Source organism: Xanthomonas sp. NCPPB 2922 (assembly GCF_041520885.1).
Taxonomy (GTDB): Bacteria; Pseudomonadota; Gammaproteobacteria; order Xanthomonadales; family Xanthomonadaceae; genus Xanthomonas; species Xanthomonas campestris.
Map to the genome: position 1 here is coordinate 161,837 of NZ_JBGOFY010000008.1, position 22,156 is coordinate 183,992.

A 22,156-nucleotide genomic window follows, 5' to 3' on the forward strand; every position below is an offset into this window, starting at 1 on the left:
TGCGCCGAGGCCACAGACCATAAAAAAGGCGTAAGCGGCCAGGTAGGTAGGCGACAGACGCGCGACGATCAGTGTCGTGGGAACAGTCAACTACCCGTCATCACATATGCAGCGCGATGAGATCCATCGCGCCGCATATGTGGTCGGCAGAACACAGCGCGCAGCAGGCGCTCGCCTACTTCTCACGCCGCCAATTGATCGATCCCTTGGTCTCCACCGTGCTGGATTCGGCTTCCACATCGAAGCCGCGGCTGAGCAGATATTTCAGCGTCAATACCGAGCCGCTGCCGACCATCGAGACGCCGTAGCCGACGTAGAGTTTGGGCGAGAGGTACTTGCCGAAGCCCACGACCGAGCCGACGGTGCTGGATTCGCTCACGCCGGCTTCGTCGAGGCCGAGCTTGGCGCCGATCTGCGAGGCAATCAGGCTGCTGCCGGCCGACAGGGCCGCCGAGGCGGCGCTGACCTGCTGGGTTTCGTCGCTGCTGGCGGTGGACAGGCCGCGGCCGAGCACCAGGTACGACAGCGCTTCGGATTGCGACATCGCCGGCTCCGACCACACATCTGCACGCGGCGATTCGGCGCGGCCGCTGACGTCGATGCCGGCGGTGACGTCGCCGATCTTGCGTTCGGCGCGCAGGCTCACGCGCGGGTCGGAGACGATGTTGTTGTTCCAGGTCAGCTGGCCGCGGCTGATGGTCAGATCCTGGCCATAGGCCTTGTAGCGGCCGCGCACATCCAGCCCGCCATTGGCGGTCATTTCGCGGCCCGGGCGCGCGCGGATCTGCATCTGGCCGCTTAGCCCGCCTTTCAGGCCGAAACCGCTCATGTTGACCTTGTCGCCGAGCACGATGGCCAGGTCCATATCCAGTGGCGAAGCGGGTGCGGCTTCCGGGTCCACCGGGTCCAGCACCACCACGTCCTCGGACACCGAGGTGCCGCGGTCGAGCCGTTCCAGATCGATGTCGGCCTCGGGCACGGTGACCTTGCCGCGCAGCTGCATGGTGGTGTCGACGATGCCGAACTGCATGTCCGGGTTGGCGACGATGCGCAACTCGCTGGTGTTGTAGGCCAGCACGTTTTCACCGCGGATATTGAGCAGCAGCGGCGTACTGGTGCCGAACCACGACAGCCCGCCATCGATGTTGAGCGTGCCGTCGCCGGACTTGGCCGAGGCGGTGATCTTGGCCGAGCCATCCGGCAGCGCGTCGAAGCGGCCCTTGCCCTCGCTCAGGGTCAGGCCCATCGACGGGTATTCGGCGGTGAAATCGCTCAAGGTCGCATCGCCGCCAAGCAGCGGTTTGTCGCGGGTGCCGCGCAGGCTCACGTGGCCTTCGACCAGCCCCTTGGGCCGCACCACATCGGCCACCACCAGCTCCAGCCAATACAGCCGCGACATGTTGAGATACAGCTCGCCGTTGAGCGGCGCATACGCATCCCAGCCGGTGTTGAACTTGGCATCCACAAAGCCATTGCCCTGGAAGCCCACGCCGAGCTTGCCCTGGATCTGTTGCGGGGTGAAATCGGCCTGCACGCTGAACTGGTCGTAGCGCAGCAACTCGCCACGATTGGGATTGCCGGCTACCGCCGCGTAGCGGTTCTCGCCCAGGCGCACGCCGCCTTCCGGCGAGGTAATGCGGAACGAGCCTTCCCAGGCATTGCCGCGTGGCTTGAAGCTGCCGTCCAGGGTGAGGTCACCGCGCAGATAGATCTGCCGGCCTTCCTGCTTGGGCAGCCACGGCTGCACCAGCGACAATGGCAACGCGTCGCCATGCACCACCATGCCCTCACGCGGCCAGTTGGCGCTGGCGCACAGCGCACCGCCGGTGGCTGCACCCAGGCAGGTATCGGACAAGGTGAAGGCCGCACCCTCGGTGCTGAACTGCGCCGGCTGGCGCAGCGCCCAGGCATCGCCCTTGGCCGGCACGATGCGCAGCGTGCTCACCTGCCCCTGCCAGCGCGCGCCGTTGCGGCGCACATCGCCCTGCAGCGCGACGCTGGCCATGCTGTTGGCGATGTCCGCATCCAGCCGCAGCGCTTCCACCGCACCGCGTGCCTGCACGCGCACGCTATCCAGCACCACGCCCGCTTCGATGGCGGTGCCCTGCAACGCCAACTGCCCGTCGCTGCCGCTCCATGGCAGGCGCCCGCGCAGGCTCACGCTCTGCGCGCTGTAGTCGTTCCAGCGCAGGCCAGTGCCGGCCAGGTCGGCGGTGATGGTCGGCGCATCGCGGCGGCCGTTGACCTGCAGCTGCCCACGCACGGTGCCGGTGGCGCCGGGCAACAGGTCGTCCAGCTGCAGCGGCTGCAATTGCGCGGCGATGTCGAGCTGATCGCCCACGGTGCCCTTGGCGTCGATGCGGCTGCTGCCCAGTGCCAGCTGCAGTTGCCCTTCGCCCTGCGTGCCGCGCAAGGCGAACTTGCCATTGGCCGACAGCGCGCGTTGGCGCAACTGGCCGCTCAGGGTCGGGATGTCGGCGGTGGCCTCGTAGCCCGGCGAGACGCCCCCGGCCGGTGCCGGCAACTGGCGGCCCTTGGAGGCCACCTGGCCGGACAGATTGCCGTTCCAGCCCGGCACGAAATAGCCCGGGTCGAACTTGGCCAGCTGCGCGGTGAGGTCCCACTGCAGTGCGGGCGCCCAGGCCACCTCGCCGGTGAGATCCAGCGAGCCGCCCGGGGTCTTGGCCTGCACCTGCTTGAGCTGGGCACGCTGATCGTTGCCGCGGCTGTCGAACACCAGTTCGGCCTGCTGGCCATCGCGCTGCACGGTGGCCCGCCCGATGGCGGCCCAGGCCTTGAGCGTCCCGGCCAGGCCCAGGCGCGCGTCGGTGAGTTCCACCGGCACCGCCGGCGCGTCCGGGGTGGCGGGGTCTGCTGCAGGCGTAAAGCGCAGGCCGCTGGCATTGACCGAAAACCGGAAGCTGGCGTTGTCGGGGTCGCGGAAATCGGCGCTGCCGCGTAGCTGGGTGCGGCCTTCGAACGCATCGATGATCAACGGCTCCACCGTGAGCACCTGGTCTTGCAGGCTCACGTGCGAGGACTGCAAGGTGGCGCTCAACTCGCCTTGTTTGACGCTGCCACGCAAGTCGGCCTTGCCGCCCTTGCCCGAGGCCTGCAGGTCCAGCGCGATCGGCGTGGCCGGCGGGGTCTCCTGCCCGGCGGGCGCCGGTATCAGCAGTGAGGTATCCAGGGCCTCGGTCACCGCCTTGAAGGCCCAGGTCGGGTCGTCGCGGCCGGTGAACACCAGGCTGGCGCGTAGCGGCGCCGGCGCACGCCCGGCGATCGCCACTTCCATCTTGTCCAGGTCACCGCGTGCCACCAGGCCCAGGCTGGCCGGCGTGCGCCCACGTGCGGCCGGCAACACCGCGGTGGCGGTGAGGTCGGCGCGGTAATCGTCACTGGGCACGTAATCGCCGTTGAGGCGGAAGTCGCCCATGTCGGTATCGACCACCAGATTGCGCGTGCGCAATTCGCCGGTGGCCACTTCCAGGCCGCCCTGCACGCGGTGCAGGGTGATCATGGGCTGTTGCAGCTGGGTGATACGCAGGTTGTCCACGCCGATGTGGTCGGCCTGGATCGCCAGCGGCACGTTGATCTGCGGCAGCGACTCCGGCCAGCTCGGCAGGGTGAAGGGCTCGTCGCTCTTGCCCAGGTTCAACGTGGCATTGCTGACCTGCACCGCATCCAGTTGCAGCTTGCGGCCCAGCAGCGGGCGCAGGTCGGGTTCCAGGTACACGCGCTCGGCGGTGAAGTGGATGTCCTGATACCTGAAGTCGACATTGCGCAGGGTCAGCGGGCCGGCCACCGGGCCTTCGACGCTGCCATAGGTGAAGCTGGCACCCACCGGCAGGCGCGCGGTGACCTGGGCCAGCAACACATCGCGCCCGGCCACGGTCTGCAGCAACCAGTACAACGCAATCAATGCCAGCAGGCCCAGGCCGAGCACGGTCAGGCCGGAGCCCACCCAGAACCGGCGGCGCCGGTAGAAGCGCGGGCGCGGCGCGGGGCTGGTGGGGGGCGTTGGTGTATTCACAGGTTCGCCCCGATGTCGATGTAGAGCTGGAACTGCGAATCGGGGTCGTTCAAGCCGTGCGCAATATCCACCCGCACCGGTCCCACCGGCGAGCGCCAACGCAAGCCGAAGCCAATGCCGGTGCGCCAGTCCGGGGTGTCATCGAAGGCACTGCCGCTATCGACGAACACCGCACCGCCCCACGGCCCGCCCTTGAGGTAATGCTCGTATTCGGCGCTGGCGGTGACCACGTTCTTGGCACCCAGCGCGAATTCGTCCGGCTTGGGCGTGCGCGGGCCCACTTCGCGGAATGCATAGCCGCGGATGCTGTTGGGGCCACCGGCAAAGAACCGCAGGCTCGGCGGCATCGCCACCAGATCGCTGGTCCAGGTGGTGCCACCTTCGCCACGCAGGATCACCCGGCCGTTGTCGCCAGCGCCCAGGAACCACCGTAGCTGGCCGTAGAGCTGACCGAAATTGGTGTCCGACCCGGCGCCCTCGGCGCCGCCGCGGATGAACATCTGCCCGGACACGCCGCTGCGCGGGAACAGCCGGTCATCGACGTTGACGTAGTTGGCCTGCAGCTGCGGATAGATCAGCGTGGAGGTCTCGTACACGGCATCGGTGAAATCGCTGCCGCTGCTGAAACGCCAACGCTCGCGCAAGGCGTTGATCGAGGCGATCGCACTCCAGCGCTCGTTGATCTGGCCACTGCGGCTGCCGGTGAGTTTGACGTTGCGCAGGTCGATGTATTCGGTCTGCTCGTCGTACAGCCGCGCCGAGGCGGTGTACCAGCCATCCAGCCAGCGGAACGCCGGCACCCGGTAGCTGGTGGTCAGGCTCTTGCGGTTCTGCGCGTAGTCCAGCTGCGTGTCCATCTTGTGGCCGCGCGAATTCACATAGCGCCGCTCCACGCCCCCGCGCACACCGGCGCCGCTCTCGCTGCCATAGCTCAGACCGGAGGTGTATACGGTGCGCTTGGCACGGGTGAGTTTGACGTCCACCGGTACCCGGCCCTGGTCATCGGCTTCTTCCGGCTTGGGCTGGATGTCGATGGTGCTGAAGTAATCGAGCTTGGTCAGCGACTCGCGCAGCCGATCCAGCTTGCCTTCGTGGTAGTAGCTGCCCTCGTCCCAGTACACCAGCGGCTCGAACAGCCCCGGGCGGAAATAATCGTAGTCAAAGCGCACGGTGCCCATGTCGTAGCGGCGGCCACTGTCCCAGTTCAGATCGATGTCGGCGGCATGCTCGGCACGCGTCACCGCCACCCGGCGCTGGGTGAAGTCGGCATCGAAGTAGCCGCGCTCGGCCAGGCGGCGGGTGATGCGCACCTTGCTGGCTTCGTACTGCGGATGGCTGAAGACCTGCCCTTCGCGCGGCTCGAACTGCTTGAGGTCCTGGCCCAGGTAGCGGTCTTGCTCGGCCCAGCCGGTGATCGAAATATGCGACTGCCGCACCCGCACCGGCTCGCCACGGTTCACCGTGATCACCACGGTCAGGCGCTCGCCATCGCGCGGCGCGGCGATGTCGATGGTGGGCGAGTAATAGCCAAACGGCTCCAACGCCTCGCGCGTCTGCCGCTCCGCCTGCGCCAGCAGGTACTCCAGCCGCGACTCGCCCTGCTCCTTGCCGACAGCCTCATACAACGACAAGGACACCTCGATGTTCTCGATCATCTCGGCGTCGTCGTCGCCGTCCAACCCCTTGATCTCGACCTTGTCGATGGTTCCGCGGGCAAAGGCAGAACCGGCCAGGATGCACAAGAGCAGAAAAACGGGACGAACCCGGAGAATGAATCGCATCGGCGCAGGATACCGGGAGGACCGCGAGGGTCTGTTAATGGGGCGTCTAGGCGTCGAGAGTGCCATGCCGTGTGTCATATAGGCATGCACATCATGGACATACATGCACAGGTCTTCGCATGGAAGGCGGTCGGGGCGTCTCACCCGGTGCGGCAAATGCCGGGTTTCGGGGTGTTCGGGCCTGCTGTGTTGGGCGCGAGCGCTGCTGTGGCGTGCAGGCATGCGGCATCTGCAGCGGGAATGGCACAGCAGCCTCGTGGCAGCGGCTACCGATGAACCAGTCAGCATTCGCCAGCCCTGTCCGGCACGCGATAGTTGCAGCGCCATCGCGCGCGGTTCGCATCAGCTGGACAGATGCTCGATGGCGGCCACGCTGCCCAGGCGGTCGCCGAGCTTCTTCAGCAGGGCGAGCCGGTTGGCGCGTAGTTGCGGGTCGTCGGCATTGACCATCACGCCGTCGAAGAACGCATCCACCTGCGGACGCAGGCGCGCCAGGCGGGCGAGCACGGCGACGTAGTCGTGGCGGTGCAGCGCATCGCCGGTGTCGCCGATGGCCGCTTCCACTGCTTCGGCGAGGGCTTCTTCGGCCGGTTCGCGCAGCAGCGTGGTGTCGATGTCGCCGGGGATTTCACCTTCGACCTTGCGCAGGATGTTGCGGATGCGCTTGTTGGCTGCAGCCAGCGCTTCGGCCTCAGGCAAGGTGGCGAAAATGCCGATGGCGTCGATGCGGCGGTCGAAGTCGTAGAGGGAGCCATGGGTCGCGCCCAGGTGCGCTCCTACGCCGAGCGCTGTAGGAGCGCCCTCGGGCGCGACCGAGAACAATCCGGCGACTGCGTTGAAATGCGTAGCAGGGACGCCTTTGTCTGCGTAGTAGCCTCGCAAACGGTCGAGGATGAAGTCGAAGATTTCTTGGGCAAGCTGCGCGTACTGCGTGGTGTCGATATCAGAAATCGATTCTTCGCTCGTCAGCTTGGCTTTTCTGACAAGGCGATCCCACGGCAGCAACTTGACCGCAGTTACCAGCATCGCCTTCAAATCAAGATCAAACCCACTCTCAATCACCGTCCGCGCCAATCCCAGCGCATTACGCCGCAACGCAAACGGGTCCTTGTTGCCAGTCGGCTTCAGGCCGGCCGCAAAGCCACCAGCCAAGGTATCCAGCCGCTCGGCGATCGCCAGCACCTTGCCCAGCGGCGAGAGTGCGATGTCATCGCCGGCAAAACGCGGCTGGTAGGCCTCGTCGATCGCCAGCGAAATTTCGCTCGGCTCACCGGCAGCCTTGGCGTAATGCCGGCCGGCGATGCCCTGCAGTTCCGGGAACTCGTTGACCATGCGCGACTGCAGGTCGTTCTTGGCCAATTGCGCAGCGCGACACGCCTGCACCGGATCGGCACCGACTTGCGGCGCAATTGCTTCCGCCAGCGCCGCTACACATTCAACCTTGTCGGCCACCGTGCCCAGCTTGGCCTGATACGTGACGCTGGCCAGGCCCGCGCCCATCGCCTCCAGCCCCTGCTTAAGGTCTTCGTCGAAGAAGAACTTGGCATCGGCAAACCGCGGACGGATCACCCGCTCGTAGCCCTTGGCCACTTCCGCCACGTCCTTGGAGACGATATTGGCAATGCCGATGAACTGCTCGGTCAACTTGCCGCCGTCGTCCAGCACCGGGAAGAATTTCTGGTTGATCTCCATCGTCTCGATCAGCGCTTCCTGCGGTACCGCCAGGAACGCGCGCTCGAAACTGCACAACACCGCCGACGGCCATTCGACCAGGTTGACCACCTGCTCCAGATTGTCGTCGCTGATGCGTGCGCTGCCGCCGGCCTGCCTAGCCGCCGCATCGACTTCTTCGACGATGCGCGCACGACGTGCGTCCGCATCCACCAGCACGTGCGCGGCGCGCAGCGCGTCGATGTAATCGCCCGGCGCCGCCAGCGCGATGTCGCCGTCATGCATGAACCGATGGCCGCGGGTGATGCGGTCGCCACGCACGCCTAGCAGCTCGGCAGGAATCACCGCGTTGCCGAACAACAGCACCAGCCATTGCACCGGCCGCGCGAATGCGTATTCGTGTGCGCCCCAGCGCATCGGCTTGGGGATCGGCATGGCGGCAATTGCTTCGCGCAGGATCTCCGGCAGCAGTGCGGCGGTCTGTGCGCCTGGTGTCACCGCACGGTGCACGAAGCGCTCGCCCTTGGCGTCGCTGGTGCGCTCCAGCGCGGTCCAGTCGATCCCCGCCTTGGCCGCGAAACCGGCCAGCGCCTTGGTCGGCTTGCCCTCGGCATCGAGCGCGATGTTGAGATACGGGCCCAGCACTTCGGAGCGTTGCTCCGGCTGCTCGGTGGCCACGCCCGGCAGCAGCACCGCCAGGCGCCGCGGGGTGGACAGCGGCTTGGCATCGCCACGGGTGACGGCGACGCCGCGCTTTTCCAGCCCGGCCAGTACGCCGTGGAAGAAGGCCTGCGCCAGGCCCGGCAGCGCCTTGACCGGCAGCTCTTCGGTGCCCAGTTCGATCAGCAGGGGAAGTTGTTCGCTCATAAGACGTGGACCTTGACGTGTTCCCTTCTCCCGTCGGGAGAAGGTGCCCCGAAGGGGCGGATGAGGGTACGGGCGAAGCTTTGCGGAGTTTGGATGCACGAGGGCTACGCCCCGTACCCTCACCCCAACCCCTCTTCCGGTGGGAGAGGGCTTGCTGGTCCATTCTCCCATCGGGAGAAGGTGCCTCGAAGAGGCGGATGAGGGTACGGGCGAAGCTCTGTGGAGTTTGGGTACACGAGGGCTACGCCTCGGACCCTCACCCCAACCCCTCTCCCGGTGGGAGAGGGGCTTTGAGTTACTTCTTCACGCCGGGAAAGCCCAGCTTCTCGCGCTGCGCGTAGTAGGCCTGCGCCACGCCCTGCGCCAATGCACGCACCCGCAGGATGTAGCGCTGGCGCTCGGTCACGCTGATCGCACGGCGCGCATCCAGCAGATTGAAGGCGTGGCTGGCCTTGGTGACCTGCTCGTACGCCGGCAGCGGCAGGCCCACCTCCACCAGATGCTTGGCTTCGGCCTCGCAGGCGTCGAAGCGGTGGAACAGCTCTTCCACATTGGCATGCTCGAAGTTGTAGGCGCTCTGCTCCACTTCGTTCTGGTGATACACATCGCCATAGCTCACCGGGGTGCCGTCCGGGCCGTAGGTCCACACCAGGTCGTAGACGTTGTCGCAGCTCTGCAGATACATGCACAGCCGTTCCAGCCCGTAGGTGATCTCGCCGAGCACCGGCTTGCACTCCAGCCCGCCAGCCTGCTGGAAGTAGGTGAACTGGGTCACCTCCATGCCGTTGAGCCAGACTTCCCAGCCCAGCCCCCAGGCGCCCAGCGTGGGCGATTCCCAGTTGTCTTCGACAAAGCGCAGGTCGTGCACCAGCGGGTCGATGCCCAGCGCCTTGAGCGAACCCAGGTACAGGTCCTGGATGTTGTCCGGGTTGGGCTTCATCGCCACCTGGTACTGGTAGTAACGCTGCAGCCGGTTGGGGTTTTCGCCGTAGCGGCCATCGGTGGGACGGCGCGAGGGCTGCACGTAGGCCGCATTCCACGGCTCCGGTCCCAGCGCGCGCAGGAAGGTGGCCGGATGGAACGTGCCCGCGCCCACTTCCAGGTCCAGTGGCTGGATCAGCACACAGCCCTGCTCGGCCCAGTACTGGTTGAGGGTCTGGATCAGGCCCTGGAAAGTGATTGGAACGCGCCGGGAATCGGACATGCAGCAAAGGCCGTGCGGAAGGGGTGCGCTAGTATACCGGCCGACCCGCAGCGCTTTGCCGCGGGAGCACCGCCGCAGGGGACTACAGCAGATGGAACAGCGGCGCCCGGCCGATCCCAGCACCTCCGCACCGCTGCCGCGCGGACGCCTGATGTTCGATCCGGTGGCCGCCGCGCTGCTGGCCGATGGCATGGTGGTGCCGCACGAACACGAGCGCGTGCAGTTCTCCGCCGCCGGCGTGCGCAACGCCAGCGAAGTGCATCCGCTGGTGCTGCTGGCCAACCTCAAGCTGCACGCCGCGCAGCCCCCGGCCGGTGAATTGGGCCTGGAGCGGCTGACCGAATGGCTGGCCACCCGCACCGGGCTGCGCTACCTGCGCATCGACCCCACCCGCATCGACGTGGCCGCGGTCACCGGCGTGGTCTCGCATGCGTACGCACGCCGCCACCGCATCCTGCCGCTGGCACTGGACGCCGAGCGCGTGCTGGTGGCCACCAGCGAGCCGCTGGCGCTGGACTGGCTGGCCGACGTGCAGCACCTCAGCCGCCGGCGCATCGAGCTGGCGCTGATCAACCCGCTGGATCTGCACCGCTACACGATGGAGTTCTTCGGCGTCACACAATCGGTGCGTGGCGCGCGTGGCGATGCGCGCAGTGCCGAACCCGGCTCGGGCCTGCCCAGCTTCGAACAACTGGTGGAACTGGGCCGCGCCGGTGACGTCAACGCCGACGACCACCACATCGTGCATATCGTCGACTGGCTGCTGCAGTACGCCTACGAACAGCGGGCCAGCGACATCCATCTGGAGCCGCGCCGCGAAGCCGGGCGCATGCGTTTTCGCATCGACGGTGTGCTGCACAAGGTGCTGGAAGTGCCGCCCACGGTGATGACCGCGGTGGTCAGCCGGATCAAGGTGCTCGGGCGCATGGACCTGGCCGAACGCCGCCGCCCGCAGGACGGCCGCATCAAGACCCGGTCGCCGGGCGGGCGCGAGGTGGAAATGCGTCTGTCCACGATGCCCACCGCGTTCGGCGAGAAGTGCGTGATGCGTATCTTCGACCCGGATTCGGCATTCAAGAGCATCGAACAACTCGGCTTCAGCGCCGAAGAAGCCGCCGGCTGGAGCGCGCTGGTGGAGCGCCCGCATGGCATCGTGCTGGTCACCGGCCCGACCGGCTCGGGCAAGACCACCACGCTGTATTCCACGCTCAAGCGCCTGGCCACGCCGGATGTGAATGTCTGCAGCGTGGAAGACCCGATCGAAATGATCGCCCCCGAATTCAACCAGATGCAGGTCCAGCAAAACATCGACCTGGATTTCGCCAGCGGCGTGCGCACGCTGCTGCGGCAGGACCCGGACATCATCATGATCGGCGAAATCCGCGACCTGGAAACCGCGCAGATGGCGGTGCAGGCCTCGCTCACCGGGCATCTGGTGCTGTCCACCCTGCACACCAACGACGCCGCTTCGGCGATCACCCGCCTGCTCGATCTGGGCGTGCCGCACTACCTGGTCGCCTCCACCCTCAACGGCGTGCTCGCCCAGCGCCTGGTGCGCACGTTGTGCGTGCATTGCAAGCGCCCGCACACGCTCAGCGAGGCGGATTGGGCGGCCATCCAGGAACCGGGCGAAGCCTTGCCGGAGGTGCTCACCGTGCACGCCCCGGTCGGCTGCCTGGAATGCCGCCGCACCGGTTACCTGGGCCGCGTGGGCCTGTACGAACTGTTGCCGGTGACCCCACGTCTGCGCAGCCTGATCCGCGCCGATACCGACCTGGCCAGCTTCAGCCAGGCCGCCCGCGGCGACGGGCTACGCACCCTGCGCCGCACCGGCCTGGAAAAGGTCGCCGCCGGGCTGACCACGGTGGAAGAGGTGCTGTCGGTGTTGCCACCTCGGGAATAGCGGATTGCTGGGGTTTGCACCGTTAACGGCGCAGGCACCCCTCACCCCAACCCCTCTCCCGGCGGGAGAGGGGCCTCGATCGCGCCCCGGCCCGCGTTTGCGACTTGGGCGCCCAAAGGCACGCGCGCAAGTGGCGCGCAAGCCGTGCCCTCTCGCCCGGGCGGTAGAGGGGCTCGCTCCGTTCTCACACCGTTGCTCCCTTCTCCCAGCGGGAGAAGGTGCCCGAAGGGCGGATGACGGTACGTCAGCACGCACATGTCGCCATCGGCGGGGGAATTCTCACCATTGACCAAGTCCACGGCACGGCCGAGGACGGCCGGATCGGTGGCGCGGCGATCACTGCACAATCAAGTCGGGGACCAACGTGACCACAAACCATCTCAACCATCACTGCTCTTCCCTGCACAGCGCGCGTAGCCAGCCCCCCTGCCTAGCCCGGTCTCCAAACCTCATACATAGCCATCCGGCATAACCTTAGCTACATGCGTTGGCACGCCAGTTGAAAAAACCCGGCCGCTGCTGCCTACAATCGGCCCCATCCATCGCTGCCGGGTGTTTCGTCCGCATGTCCGCCTTGCCGTTCCTGATCATCGAAACCGGCCACCCTGTGTCGGGGATGAAACGGTACGGGCGATTTCCGCACTGGATCCGCGTGGCGGCCGGGCTGGCCGAGCGTGAGACGGTGGTCATCGATGTCGCCAACGGCGACCGCCTGCCCGACCGCCGCGGCTTTGCCGGCACCTTGATCAGCGGTTCGGCCGCGTTCGTCACCGATCGCGCCGACTGGAGCGAGCGCAGCGCCGAGTGGCTGCGCGATGCCGCCCACGCCGGCATGCCGTTGCTGGGCATCTGCTACGGCCACCAGTTGATCGCGCACGCACTTGGCGGGCAGGTCGACTACAACCCGGCCGGGCGCGAATCCGGCACCATCGCCCTGGAACTGCACCCACCCGCGCACGAAGACCCCTTGTTCGCCGGGCTTCCGCCGCAGTTCCCGGCGCATGCCACCCATTTGCAGACCGTGCTGCGCGCGCCCGACGGCGCGGTGGTACTGGCGCGCTCGCCGCAGGATCAGTGCCACGCGTTCCGCTGGGGCCAGTCCACCTGGGGCGTGCAATTCCACCCCGAGTTCGCCACCCACCATATGCGCGGCTATGTGCGCGCGCGGGCGGACTGCATCGCCCGTCACGGCCGCTGCGCCCGCACCGTGGCCAGCGAGGTCAGCGCCGCACCGATGGCGCGCAAGCTGCTGCGGCGCTTCGTCCACCACGCACGTGGCTTGCAAACTGTGGCCGGCCATCCCGCCGCGCACACGCAAAAGCAGCGATAATCCCCATTCGCCGGGTGGTCCGGTGCGTATCGATCCGGAATGGGAATGAGCGAAATCCGCAAGGTGCCGGCATCTGCCGGCGCAGAATGGCTGTTGACCGGGTTCTCCCTGCTGAAGCGGGCGCCGCTGGCGCTGGGCACGCTGGGGGTGATCTGGAGTGTGGCCGCCACCCTGGTGGTGTCGCTGTCGGTGCTGGTGCCGTTGCTGGGCCCGGCGCTGCAATTCCTGATGGTGCTGGCCGGCCCGTTGTTCATGGGCGGCCTGCTGTGGGCGGTGCGCGAAGTGGACGAAGGCCGCGTTGCCCGGCCCGGGCACCTGCTGCACGGCCTGCAGGACGGCCGCGCGCCGCATCTGCTGGTCTCGCTGCTGCCGCAGTTGCTGGCCGGCCTGGTGCTGGGCGTGCTGCTGCTGGTGATGATCGGCCCGAGCGGGCTGCAGCAGCTGTCCGAGGTGATGGTCAAGATCAACGAGATCAGCCAGTCCGGCGCGCAGCCGGACCCGGTGCAGATCGAGCAGCTGGCCGCCAGCTTGCCGGCCGGCCGCATCCTGCTGTGGTTGCTGCTGATGGTGGCGACCTTCGCCGCGCTGACGCTGGCCCTGTTCGTGATGCCGCCGCAGGTGATGTTCGACCGCAGCACCGGCGGCCATGCGTTGCGCGAAAGCCTGCGGGCCAGCCTGCACAACCTGCCGGCGATGCTGGTGTTCTTCGTGCTGGCCTTCATCGCCATCTTCGCAATCTATTTCGCGGTGATGATCGTGGCGCTGATCGTCGGCCTGGTGGCCGGCCAGACCGTGGCGATGTGGCTGGCCCAGCTGCTGCTGATGGCCGTGCTGATGCCGGTCTTCGCCGGCTCGGTGTACGCGGCCTGGAAACAGATGTTCACCCACGAAGGCGCCGTCGCCCGCCCGCCGCCGCCCTCGCGCCCGGACGTGTTTGCTGCCTGATACCGCAGCATCCGTAGGATCGCGCTTGCGCGCGTTGAAGCGCTGCCGGTAAAGCCTCATCGCGCACGAGTGCGCTCCTACAAGCAGCCGTCCTGCGGCGCGCTAGCTTGCCTTCGGCGCCACGGCACGTGAGGCGATGATGCCCAGTTCGTAGAGCAGGCACATCGGGATGGCGAGCATCAGCTGCGAGACCACGTCCGGGGGAGTGAGCACAGCGGCCAGGACGAAGATGCCGACGATGGCGTAGCCGCGGCCTTCGCTCAGCTGCTTGGGACTGACCCATCCCATCAGCACCAGGATTACCAGCGCCACCGGCAACTCGAAACTCGCGCCGAAGGCGAAGAAGATCGCCAGCACGAAGTCCAGGTAGGAGTTGGCGTCCGGCGTGATGGCGATGACGTCCGGCTTGAAGGTCGTCAGGAAGTGGAACACCGCCGGCAGCACCAGGAAGTACGCAAACGCACAGCCGATGTAGAACAGCGCCACCGCCGAGGCCAGCAACGGGAAAGCCAGCTTCTTTTCGCGCTGGTACAGGCCCGGCGCCACGAACGCCCAGGCCTGGTACAGCAGCCACGGCACGCTGAAGAACACCGCCACGAAAAAGGTCAGCTTGAGCGGGGCGAAGAACGCGCCGGCCGGGTTCATCGCGATCATCGTCTGCCCCAGCGGCAGCTGCGAGATCAGCGGGGCGGCGAGCCACGAGTAAATGGTGCGCGAGAACGGCAGCAACGCGATCAGCACCACACCCAAGCCGATCAGCGCGCGGACCAGCCGGCTGCGCAATTCGACCAGATGCTCGATCAGACTGCTTTCGGCCTGTGCGTCGTCGAACAGGCTCACGGCGTCTTCTCCTGGGGACTGGTGCTGCTGGCAGTCGCCGACGCGCTGGGAGCATGCGTCGTGACCGGGGTGGAGGCCAGGCTGCCGTGCGGTGCCGGCACCAGGGTCTGCTTGGGCGCCGGCGCCATTGGTTGTGCCTGGGCGACCACCGGCGCAGGCGCTGGAACAGGGGTGTGCGGCTGCGCGCTGCCCGGCTCCAGCACCACCGGCGCATCGGCCGGCAGCTCGAGCGGTGCGGCAAGCGGCGTGGCGCTGGTGCGGATGTCGATATCGCGGCCGACCTCGTCGTGGAGTTCGCGTGCCTGGTCATGCAGGCCGCGTGCGCCGTCTTCGACCTGTTGCTGCGTATTGCGCAGCTGGCCTTCGGCTTCGCGCAGCGAGGCCTGTACATCCTGCAGGCTGCGCTTGAGCTCTTCGGCTTCGAGCTCGCGTTCGAGTTCCTGCTTGACCGAATCCCACTGCATGCGCGCGCGGCGCACCCACAACCCGGCAAATCGCGCGGCCTTGGGCAGGCGCTCGGGACCGAGCACCACCAGGGCAACCACCGCGATCAGCGCCAGCTCGCTAAACCCAATATCGAACACGGACGCTGTTCCGGATCAGCGCGCGTCGCGGTCGCGCTCGGCCTGCGCCTCGCGGGCCTGCTCGGCGCTACGCGAGTCGTCGCCGAGCTTGCCGGCCGGCTTGTCGTCGTCGTGCATGCCCTTCTTGAATTCCTTGACTGCGCTGCCGAGATCCTTGGCACCACTGGTGAGCCGCTTGGTGCCAAACACCAGCAGCACGATCACCAGCACGATCAGCCAGTGCCAAATGCTGAAACTGCCCATGATCCGCTCGCTCGCTTGAAGAATAGGAGACTCAGGATACCCCACCGCACCGCGCAGGGGGATGACAGCCGGTCAGCGGTTGCCGTCTAGTGATTCGGTGCGGATTTCACCATCGGACACCGGCTGAAAGCCTTGCTGCTGCGGCGGCGTGGCCGAAGGCTGGATCGGCATGGTGCTGGCCTCGTTGCTCGGCGGCGGTGGCGTCGCCGGGGCCTGCGCGGGTGACTGGCTGACCGGGCGCGGCGCCGGCGGCGGCGTGTCGCCATCGCTGCTGCGGTTGGTGCGCGCGGTGTAGGTGACCTCTTCCAGACGGTCGCGGAAGGCGATCACGTCGGTGGACGGGCGCTCGTTGGTGCGGCCTTCGAAGATCATGCGCGGGGTGGCGCCGCCGCCGTAGGCGTTGAGGTCGGCGGCATCGTCGATCTGCAGCACCGCGCCGTCCAGCGCCACGCCGGCAAACAGGCCACGCGCGCGCGACCAGGACCAGATTTCGGCCTTGAGCTGGCCGTCGGTGGCAGCGGCGGCGTTGCGGCCCACCGGGCCTGCGGCCACGCCGGCATCGGCGCCCAGGGTGAATTTGCCGTTGACGATGTTGTCCAGGCTGCGGTCGTTGCGGAACACCAGCACCACATCGGAAGACTGCACGCCGGCCTGGAAGCCGATGCTGCCGCCGGTGAGCTTGACGAACACCGGCTGCGACCAGCTGCCGTCGGCGTTCTTCATTGACATCAGGCCGTGGCCGCGACGGCCGCCGATCACCAGGCCGGCCTTGAGCGTGTCGGGGATCACCACGATCGCGCGCGCTTCGTCGAGCAGCTTGTCGGGGATGGCCTGCTCGGGGATGTTCATGATCTCGTTGAGCACCCGCACCGCATTACGCGCGCGCTGGTCCTCTTCCGGGCCCGCCACGGCATGGCCGGCGGCGAAGGTCAGCGACAACAACAGGGCCAGGCGCGACAAACGGGGCATGACAAGCTCCAAAGGGCAATCCGTCAAAGATAAATCAATGGCGCGACGTTAGTCGCGGGGCAATGAATCGGTGGTGAGCGCACCCGGGGCGCAGACGGGCCCGATCGCAGTGATCGGATCGGTGCATTCGGCAGGCTCGCCAAGCTCTGCCAGAATGGTCGCCATGAACACCACTTCCGACACCGCCCTGCTGGTGGTCAACCTCGGCACCCCCGAGTCGCCCACTGCCCCGGCCGTGCGCCGCTACCTGGCCGAGTTTCTCAGCGACCGCCGCGTGGTCGCGATCCCGCCGCTGTTCTGGAAGCCGCTGCTGTATGGCGTGATCCTGCCCATCCGCGGCCCCAAGTCGGCAGAAAAATACGCCAAGGTGTGGCTGCCGGATGGCTCGCCACTGGCGGTGTACACGCGGCGCCTGACCGAGGGCCTGCAGCAGGTCATGCCCGACTGGCACGTCACCTGGGCCATGCGCTACGGCGCGCCGGCCCTGCGCAAAGCGATGGATGGCCTGCGTGCGCGCGGCATCAAGCGCATCGTGGTGCTGCCGCTGTATCCGCAGTATTCGACCACCACCACCGCCTCGATCCAGGACGTGGTGGATGCCTGGCGCCCGAGCGCGCCGGAGATCGCGGTGGAGGTGATCCAGGACTATTGCGAAGACGCCGGCTGGGTGGCGGCGATCGCCGATTCCATCCGCACGCACTGGCAGGTGCATGGGCGCAGCGAGAAGCTGATGTTCTCCTTCCACGGCCTGCCGCAGCGCGTGGCCAACGCCGGCGACCCGTATCCGCAGCAGTGCGAACGCAGCGCGCAGGCGATCGTCACCGCGCTGGGCCTGGGCCCGGATGCGTGGCAGATGGGCTACCAGTCGCGCTTCGGTGCAGAACGCTGGTTGCAGCCGTATGCCGAACCCACGCTGTGGGCACTGGCCGAGGGCGGCGTGCGCAGCTTCGACCTGGTGTGCCCGGGCTTTGCCACCGACTGCCTGGAAACGCTGGAAGAAGTGGCGCTGGGCTTTGCCGAAACGCTGGCCGAACGCGGCGCCACGCTGAGCTACATCCCCTGCCTCAACGACAGCACCACGCATGCGCAGGCGTTGGCCGCAGTGGCCCGCCGCGCGTGAGGTTGCAGCCGTTTCACTGCGACCTGCCGATTGGCCGTATCACCGGGCTGCGCACTGCCGAGCGCGGGCCACGCCGGGTGTTGGCGCTGCATGGCTGGCTGGATAACGCGGCCAGCTTCCTGCCGCTGAGCGCGCACCTGCCGGCCGATGCGCTGGATCTGGTGTTGCTCGACCTGCCCGGCCACGGCCACAGCGCGTGGCTGCCGGTGGGCGCCGAATACACGCTCAGCAGCGCCATCCACAATTTGCTGCTGGTAGCAGACGCGCTGGGCTGGGAACGCTTCACCGTGCTGGGCCACTCGCTCGGCGGCGGTGTGGCCAGCCTGATGGCCGCAGCCGCGCCGGAACGGGTCGAGGCCTTGATCGCGATCGAGGCGCTGGGCGCGCTGGCCGAGCCGGTGGAGAGCACCGCCAGCCGTCTGCGCGAGGCTGTCAGCTCCACGCGCACGCTGGCGCAGCGGCCGCTGCGGGTGTTCCCGTCGATGGAGATGCCGGTGCGCGCGCGCATGATGGCCAACCAGCTCACCGAGCCGGCGGCCCGCCTGCTGGTGGAGCGCGGCGTGCGCGTGGTGGAGGGGGGCTACAGCTGGTGCTCGGACCCGCGGCTCACCCTGCCCACCGCCATCCGCATGACCGAAGTGCAGATCGATGCGCTGTTGAGCAGTATTGTTTGCCCCACCCAGGCCATTTTCGCCACGCCGGCGCAGCCGTATTTCCCCGACGACCTGCGCGACCATCGTGTGGCGATGGTGGCCGACGCGCGCTTGCATCTGCTGCCCGGCACGCACCATGTGCACATGGAGGCACCCGACGCGGTGGCTGCGGTGATCAATGCGTTCCTGGCCGGACTGCCGACGCCGCGCGTGTAAGAACACACGCTCCGCTGACAACGGCACTCGATAGATGCTTGCTGTGATACACGCATCATCTGTAGTCGTCTGCACGGCGGATCACTGCACATCACCATCGAGGTCTCGCGTTGAACACGCCTGTCCACGTTGTCACCGCGATCGAAGCATTCCAGGCGTGGCACACGCCGTGGACATTCTTCGACAGCGTGTGCGCAGCACTGCAAGCGCAGGACAGCCCTCTTCTGCAGCAGGTCTGGGCTGCAGCCTGCGACCCGCAGCTATGGCGCGGCAACGCGCCGCTTGCTGTGATGATTGATGCCGTGCAGACCGCATTGGCGACCCGTTATCCGTGGCTGTCGTCGCGTGCGTGTGGGCAGCTGGCGCGCGCAGCGGCGTATGCGTGGCGGTAGCGAGATGCACGTGGGACCGCACGCACTGCCGTGAAGTCTGCGTTGTCCAGCCCAACCCTGCCCGTTCTTCCAGCACTGTCAGGCGTCGGCGAATCAAGACGGCTGGACAGATGGGAGAGCTCGGTGCGGCGTCAGCGCAACCACGCGTCCGTTCTCTGGCGCCAGTGACGTTGCGTTCGCCCAAGTGTCCAGCACGCGCACACCAAGCCCCGCTCGCACGCACGTGTAGGGCTGCATGCGTGCGCCGACGATCACTCCGCCTGCAGCAACCGCCGCAGTTGCGCCTTGAGCTGGCGGCCGTGTTCGTGGAAATAGCTGCGCTCGTCGCGCCAGGCGGGAAAGCGCTGTTCCACCTCGGCCCAGAACGCCGGCGAATGGTTGGCCTGCACCAGATGGCAGAGCTCGTGCACCAGCACGTATTCGAACGCCGAGGGGCGGCCGAGCACCAGCGCCAGGTCCAGCGCCAGCGAGCCGTCCGGTGCCAGCGAGCCCCACTGCGAAGACATCACCTTCAACCGCAGACGGGCGGGCGCGCGCGGCAATCCCGGCAGGTAGGTGGGCAGCCAGCGGCCGATATCGGCGCGCGCCTGGGCTTCGTAGAATTCCTTCAAGGTGCGCCGCAGCCCGGCCTCCCCGAGGCGCGCCGGGACGTGGAACTGGGCGCTGTCATCGGTGATGTCGATGCGGGCATAGCGGCCGTCGTGCCAGCTCAGCGGCAGCAGCGCGCCGCGCAACGGCAGCAGGCCGGGCACGCCACGCTCCAGCGGCGGTAGCGCATCCACCTGCTGGTAGCGCGACAGCTGCGTGCTCAACCAGTCCAGATGCGCGTGCAAAAACCGCTCGCCGGCCACCAGGCTTGCACGCAGCGGCAGGGTCAGCCGCGCGCCGCGTTCATCCACGCTGAGCTTGATGCGCCGCGCGCGTGGGTCGCGCACGCGCAGCACGACGATCTCGCGCCCTTCCAGCTGCAGGCGCACGCAGTCGCGTTCGACGACCTGCGGTGCGGGTGCGATGAGGCGGCGGACAGGCTTGAACATGGCCACAGGATAGCGCTGCGATGTGTCAGCCGGTGAGACCGATCAGGCCTCGGCCTTGCTCAGCTTCAAGGCGTCTTCCAGCAACAGGAACAGGCGTCGCACTTCGGCGCTCATCAGCGCAAAGCGCGCGTCGAGTTCGGCACGTGCGCCGTCGCCTTCGCTGTGCTCGAGCTGGTCCAGTGCGCCATCGAGGAACTTGAGCTTGCGGATCACCAGATCGTCGCCGAGCACGAAGGACAGGTTGTCGTCCATCACCAGCGCCAGCTTGGTGACCTGCTTGCCGGCTTCCAGGTGCTTGTCGATCTCGTCGCCGCGCAATTCCTGGTGCTGGCACTTGACCACCGCACCGCCTTCGATCGGGTCCTTCATCTCGCACTCTTCGCCCAGGCTCAGGCCTTCGGGCAACGGTTCGCCGGCGATCCAGCCGGTGAGGATCGCACGCGGGGCGACTTCGGCATTCAAGGGCAGCGCCGGGAAGCTGCCGAGTGCGCCGCGGATCTCGCTCATCACGTTCTCGCCGCTCTTGCGGCTGGAGGTGTTGACCGCGATGTAGCCGTGCTGCAGGTCCAGGATGGCGTCGGTGCGCGAACTCTTGACGAAGGCACGCGGCAGCAGCTCATGGATCAGGTCGTCCTTCAGACGCTTGCGCGCTTTGCCACCCGGGCGGCGGCCTTCCTTCTCTTCGATCTCGGCCACCTTGCGCTCGAGCAGATCGTTCACCACCGCGCCGGGCAGGATCTTGTCCTCGCCGCCAACGGTGAGCCACAGGAAATCCTCAAGCCGGTGCGAGAGCACTTCGTGCTCGTCGCGGCCGAACGGGGAGATGAAGCCGCGCGAGGTCATTTCCAGCGGGCCAACCGGCTTGAGCTGCACCTGCGGCAGCAGCGTTTCGATTTCGGAAAAATCCAGGGTGGTCGGGAAGCGGAACAGCGTGAGATTGCGAAAGAACATGCGAAAGACCGAAGAGGAGGAAAGAAGGTGGCGGGAGTGAGGTGGTCGGTAACGAAGTCTGCGCTAGTCGCGCGCGTGCTCGGCAGCGCTGCCGGCCAACCAGCCAGTGGCATCGGGCAGCGGTGCATCGGCGCCGCCGCCCAATCCCAGAAAATCAAATAACGTGCGGTCGGCCAGCTGCTCCGGACGCACATCGCCCAGCGCGCGGGCAATCTGGTCCACGCGTCCGGGCTGCTCGCGGTCCCACTGCTGCAGCATGCGCCCGACCTGCTGACGCTGCAGGTTTTCCTGGCTGCCGCACAGGTTGCAGGGAATGATCGGGAACTGGCGGGCCTGCGCGTAGGCGGCGATGTCGGCCTCGCGCACATAGGCCAGCGGACGGATCACCACATGCGCGCCGTCGTCACTGCGCAGCTTGGGCGCCATCGCCGCGAGCCGGGCGTGGTGAAACAGATTCATGAAAAAGGTCGCCACGATGTCGTCGCGGTGATGGCCCAGCGCAATCTTGGTCACCCCGTGCGCCTGCGCGTAGGCATACAGCGCGCCACGGCGCAGCCGCGAGCACAGCGAACACATCGTCTTGCCCTGCGGGATCACCCGGCTGACCACCGAATAGGTGTCCTGTTCGATGATGTCGAACGGCACCTGCTGGGCGCGCAGGTAGGTGGGCAGCACGTCGGCGGGAAAGTCCGGCTGCTTCTGGTCCAGGTTCACCGCCACCAGCGTGAACGGCACCGGGGCCTTGCGCTGCAGCTGCAGCAGCATGTCCAGCAAGGTGTAGCTGTCCTTGCCGCCGGACAGGCAGACCATGACCTTGTCACCAGGGGCGATCATGCCGAAATCGGCAATCGCCTGGCCCACCGCGTGGCGCAGCCGCTTGGCCAGGCGCAGCGGCTCGCGCTGCAGCCGCGGGGTACGCGGCGCGGGATCGGCCAGGGGAATCGGCAGCGGCAGGACAGCGGTCATAAGCCGGCCATTGTAGCTGGCCGGACCGCCGCTGCCTGAGCGCCGGCCCGCTGGCGCGGCGTGACCGCGCCGATGCCGGCGATGGCCGCCGCGCCTGCCTTGGCGGCGGCCGGCCGCTGGCGGCCCCGCCCCTGCGGCGATTGTGTGACAGCGCACGCGGCCGCGCTGCGCATCTCGCAGCGCAGCAAGCCTTTCTGGCGCGGGCTGGGTAAAGTCGCCCGGACCGTTCGACGCAGGATCGGCATGACCCACTCGGCTTCGCTGCATGGCGCGGCTTTTTTCAGTCGCAGTTTTGGTAGCGCTAACATTGCGCAATCCCCGAGCGTGCGCTGCATGCAACCCTGCTCCGCGCGCAGCACCGTCACGGCGTTGCGCGCAGCCCCATTGCCCTCTCCCTCTGCAGGAGCTTGACCCCATGAGCAACACCGTTTTCATCGGCGCGAAAGAATAC

The 22,156-nt window shown here is 67.3% G+C and carries 17 protein-coding genes; 6 read left to right on the top strand and 11 right to left on the bottom strand.

Annotation, left to right across the window (positions count from 1 at the left end; translation table 11 throughout):
- Positions 1 to 175 precede the first annotated feature (175 nt).
- The 4 genes from ACD584_RS11560 to glyQ form a co-directional block, all read right to left on the bottom strand.
- Positions 176 to 4,033, bottom strand: a complete 3,858-nt coding sequence (locus ACD584_RS11560; protein WP_076035735.1) for a translocation/assembly module TamB domain-containing protein — start codon at positions 4,031 to 4,033, stop codon at positions 176 to 178.
- On the bottom strand, positions 4,030 to 5,814 hold the full coding sequence (locus ACD584_RS11565; RefSeq protein WP_228943580.1) for an autotransporter assembly complex family protein: 1,785 nt from the start codon (positions 5,812 to 5,814) through the stop codon (positions 4,030 to 4,032). The genes ACD584_RS11560 and ACD584_RS11565 overlap by 4 nt, the downstream gene beginning before the upstream one ends.
- Positions 5,815 to 6,156: 342 nt before the next feature.
- Positions 6,157 to 8,352, bottom strand: coding sequence for a glycine--tRNA ligase subunit beta (glyS, locus tag ACD584_RS11570; RefSeq protein WP_076035733.1), 2,196 nt, complete (start codon positions 8,350 to 8,352; stop codon positions 6,157 to 6,159).
- A gap of 295 nt (positions 8,353 to 8,647) precedes the next feature.
- Positions 8,648 to 9,556: a glycine--tRNA ligase subunit alpha gene (gene glyQ, locus ACD584_RS11575; RefSeq protein ID WP_014506073.1), complete on the bottom strand. Its 909-nt coding sequence runs from the start codon at positions 9,554 to 9,556 to the stop codon at positions 8,648 to 8,650.
- A 91-nt stretch (positions 9,557 to 9,647) separates the two neighbouring features.
- Here glyQ and ACD584_RS11580 point away from each other — a divergent pair, with 91 nt between their 5' ends.
- From ACD584_RS11580 to ACD584_RS11590, 3 genes are all read left to right on the top strand, one after another.
- Complete coding sequence (locus ACD584_RS11580; RefSeq protein WP_011039157.1) at positions 9,648 to 11,459, top strand: GspE/PulE family protein; 1,812 nt, start codon at positions 9,648 to 9,650, stop codon at positions 11,457 to 11,459.
- 565 nt (positions 11,460 to 12,024) lie between these two features.
- Complete coding sequence (locus ACD584_RS11585; RefSeq protein WP_040942086.1) at positions 12,025 to 12,789, top strand: glutamine amidotransferase; 765 nt, start codon at positions 12,025 to 12,027, stop codon at positions 12,787 to 12,789.
- 45 nt (positions 12,790 to 12,834) lie between these two features.
- Positions 12,835 to 13,734 (top strand): BPSS1780 family membrane protein, encoded by a 900-nt coding sequence (locus ACD584_RS11590; protein WP_011039159.1) that lies wholly within the window; start codon positions 12,835 to 12,837, stop codon positions 13,732 to 13,734.
- A 102-nt stretch (positions 13,735 to 13,836) separates the two neighbouring features.
- Here the strand turns inward: ACD584_RS11590 and tatC are convergent, their stop codons facing one another.
- The 4 genes from tatC to ACD584_RS11610 form a co-directional block, all read right to left on the bottom strand.
- Positions 13,837 to 14,574: a twin-arginine translocase subunit TatC gene (gene tatC, locus ACD584_RS11595; RefSeq protein ID WP_011039160.1), complete on the bottom strand. Its 738-nt coding sequence runs from the start codon at positions 14,572 to 14,574 to the stop codon at positions 13,837 to 13,839.
- The gene (tatB, locus tag ACD584_RS11600; protein WP_076035732.1) at positions 14,571 to 15,158 is read right to left on the bottom strand and encodes a Sec-independent protein translocase protein TatB; all 588 of its coding nucleotides are present in this window, start codon (positions 15,156 to 15,158) and stop codon (positions 14,571 to 14,573) included. Before tatB ends, tatC begins: the two co-directional genes overlap by 4 nt.
- Before the next feature lie 15 nt (positions 15,159 to 15,173).
- Entirely contained in the window at positions 15,174 to 15,401 is a 228-nt protein-coding gene (gene tatA / locus ACD584_RS11605) for a Sec-independent protein translocase subunit TatA (protein WP_011039162.1), read from the bottom strand.
- Between the two features lie 72 nt (positions 15,402 to 15,473).
- A complete protein-coding gene (locus tag ACD584_RS11610; protein WP_012439632.1) occupies positions 15,474 to 16,370 on the bottom strand; it encodes a YSC84-related protein in 897 nt (298 codons plus the stop codon).
- A 154-nt stretch (positions 16,371 to 16,524) separates the two neighbouring features.
- Between ACD584_RS11610 and hemH the strand changes: the two genes are divergently transcribed.
- The 3 genes from hemH to ACD584_RS11625 all read left to right on the top strand — a co-directional run bounded on the left by hemH (position 16,525) and on the right by ACD584_RS11625 (position 18,751).
- On the top strand, positions 16,525 to 17,490 hold the full coding sequence (gene hemH / locus ACD584_RS11615; RefSeq protein WP_076035731.1) for a ferrochelatase: 966 nt from the start codon (positions 16,525 to 16,527) through the stop codon (positions 17,488 to 17,490).
- 2 nt (positions 17,491 to 17,492) lie between these two features.
- The gene (locus tag ACD584_RS11620) at positions 17,493 to 18,359 is read left to right on the top strand and encodes an alpha/beta fold hydrolase (protein WP_175611455.1); all 867 of its coding nucleotides are present in this window, start codon (positions 17,493 to 17,495) and stop codon (positions 18,357 to 18,359) included.
- A 110-nt stretch (positions 18,360 to 18,469) separates the two neighbouring features.
- Entirely contained in the window at positions 18,470 to 18,751 is a 282-nt protein-coding gene (locus tag ACD584_RS11625; RefSeq protein WP_076035729.1) for a hypothetical protein, read from the top strand.
- A 251-nt stretch (positions 18,752 to 19,002) separates the two neighbouring features.
- Here ACD584_RS11625 and ACD584_RS11630 read toward each other — a convergent pair whose 3' ends face one another.
- The 3 genes from ACD584_RS11630 to ttcA form a co-directional block, all read right to left on the bottom strand.
- Positions 19,003 to 19,788 carry a SprT family zinc-dependent metalloprotease gene (locus ACD584_RS11630; protein ID WP_161962153.1) on the bottom strand — a complete coding sequence of 262 codons (786 nt, stop codon included), beginning with the start codon at positions 19,786 to 19,788 and terminating at the stop codon, positions 19,003 to 19,005.
- Between the two features lie 42 nt (positions 19,789 to 19,830).
- Positions 19,831 to 20,739, bottom strand: coding sequence for a recombination-associated protein RdgC (locus ACD584_RS11635; RefSeq protein WP_014509525.1), 909 nt, complete (start codon positions 20,737 to 20,739; stop codon positions 19,831 to 19,833).
- A 63-nt stretch (positions 20,740 to 20,802) separates the two neighbouring features.
- Positions 20,803 to 21,705: a tRNA 2-thiocytidine(32) synthetase TtcA gene (ttcA, locus tag ACD584_RS11640; RefSeq protein ID WP_076035727.1), complete on the bottom strand. Its 903-nt coding sequence runs from the start codon at positions 21,703 to 21,705 to the stop codon at positions 20,803 to 20,805.
- Positions 21,706 to 22,156: the final 451 nt, after the last annotated feature.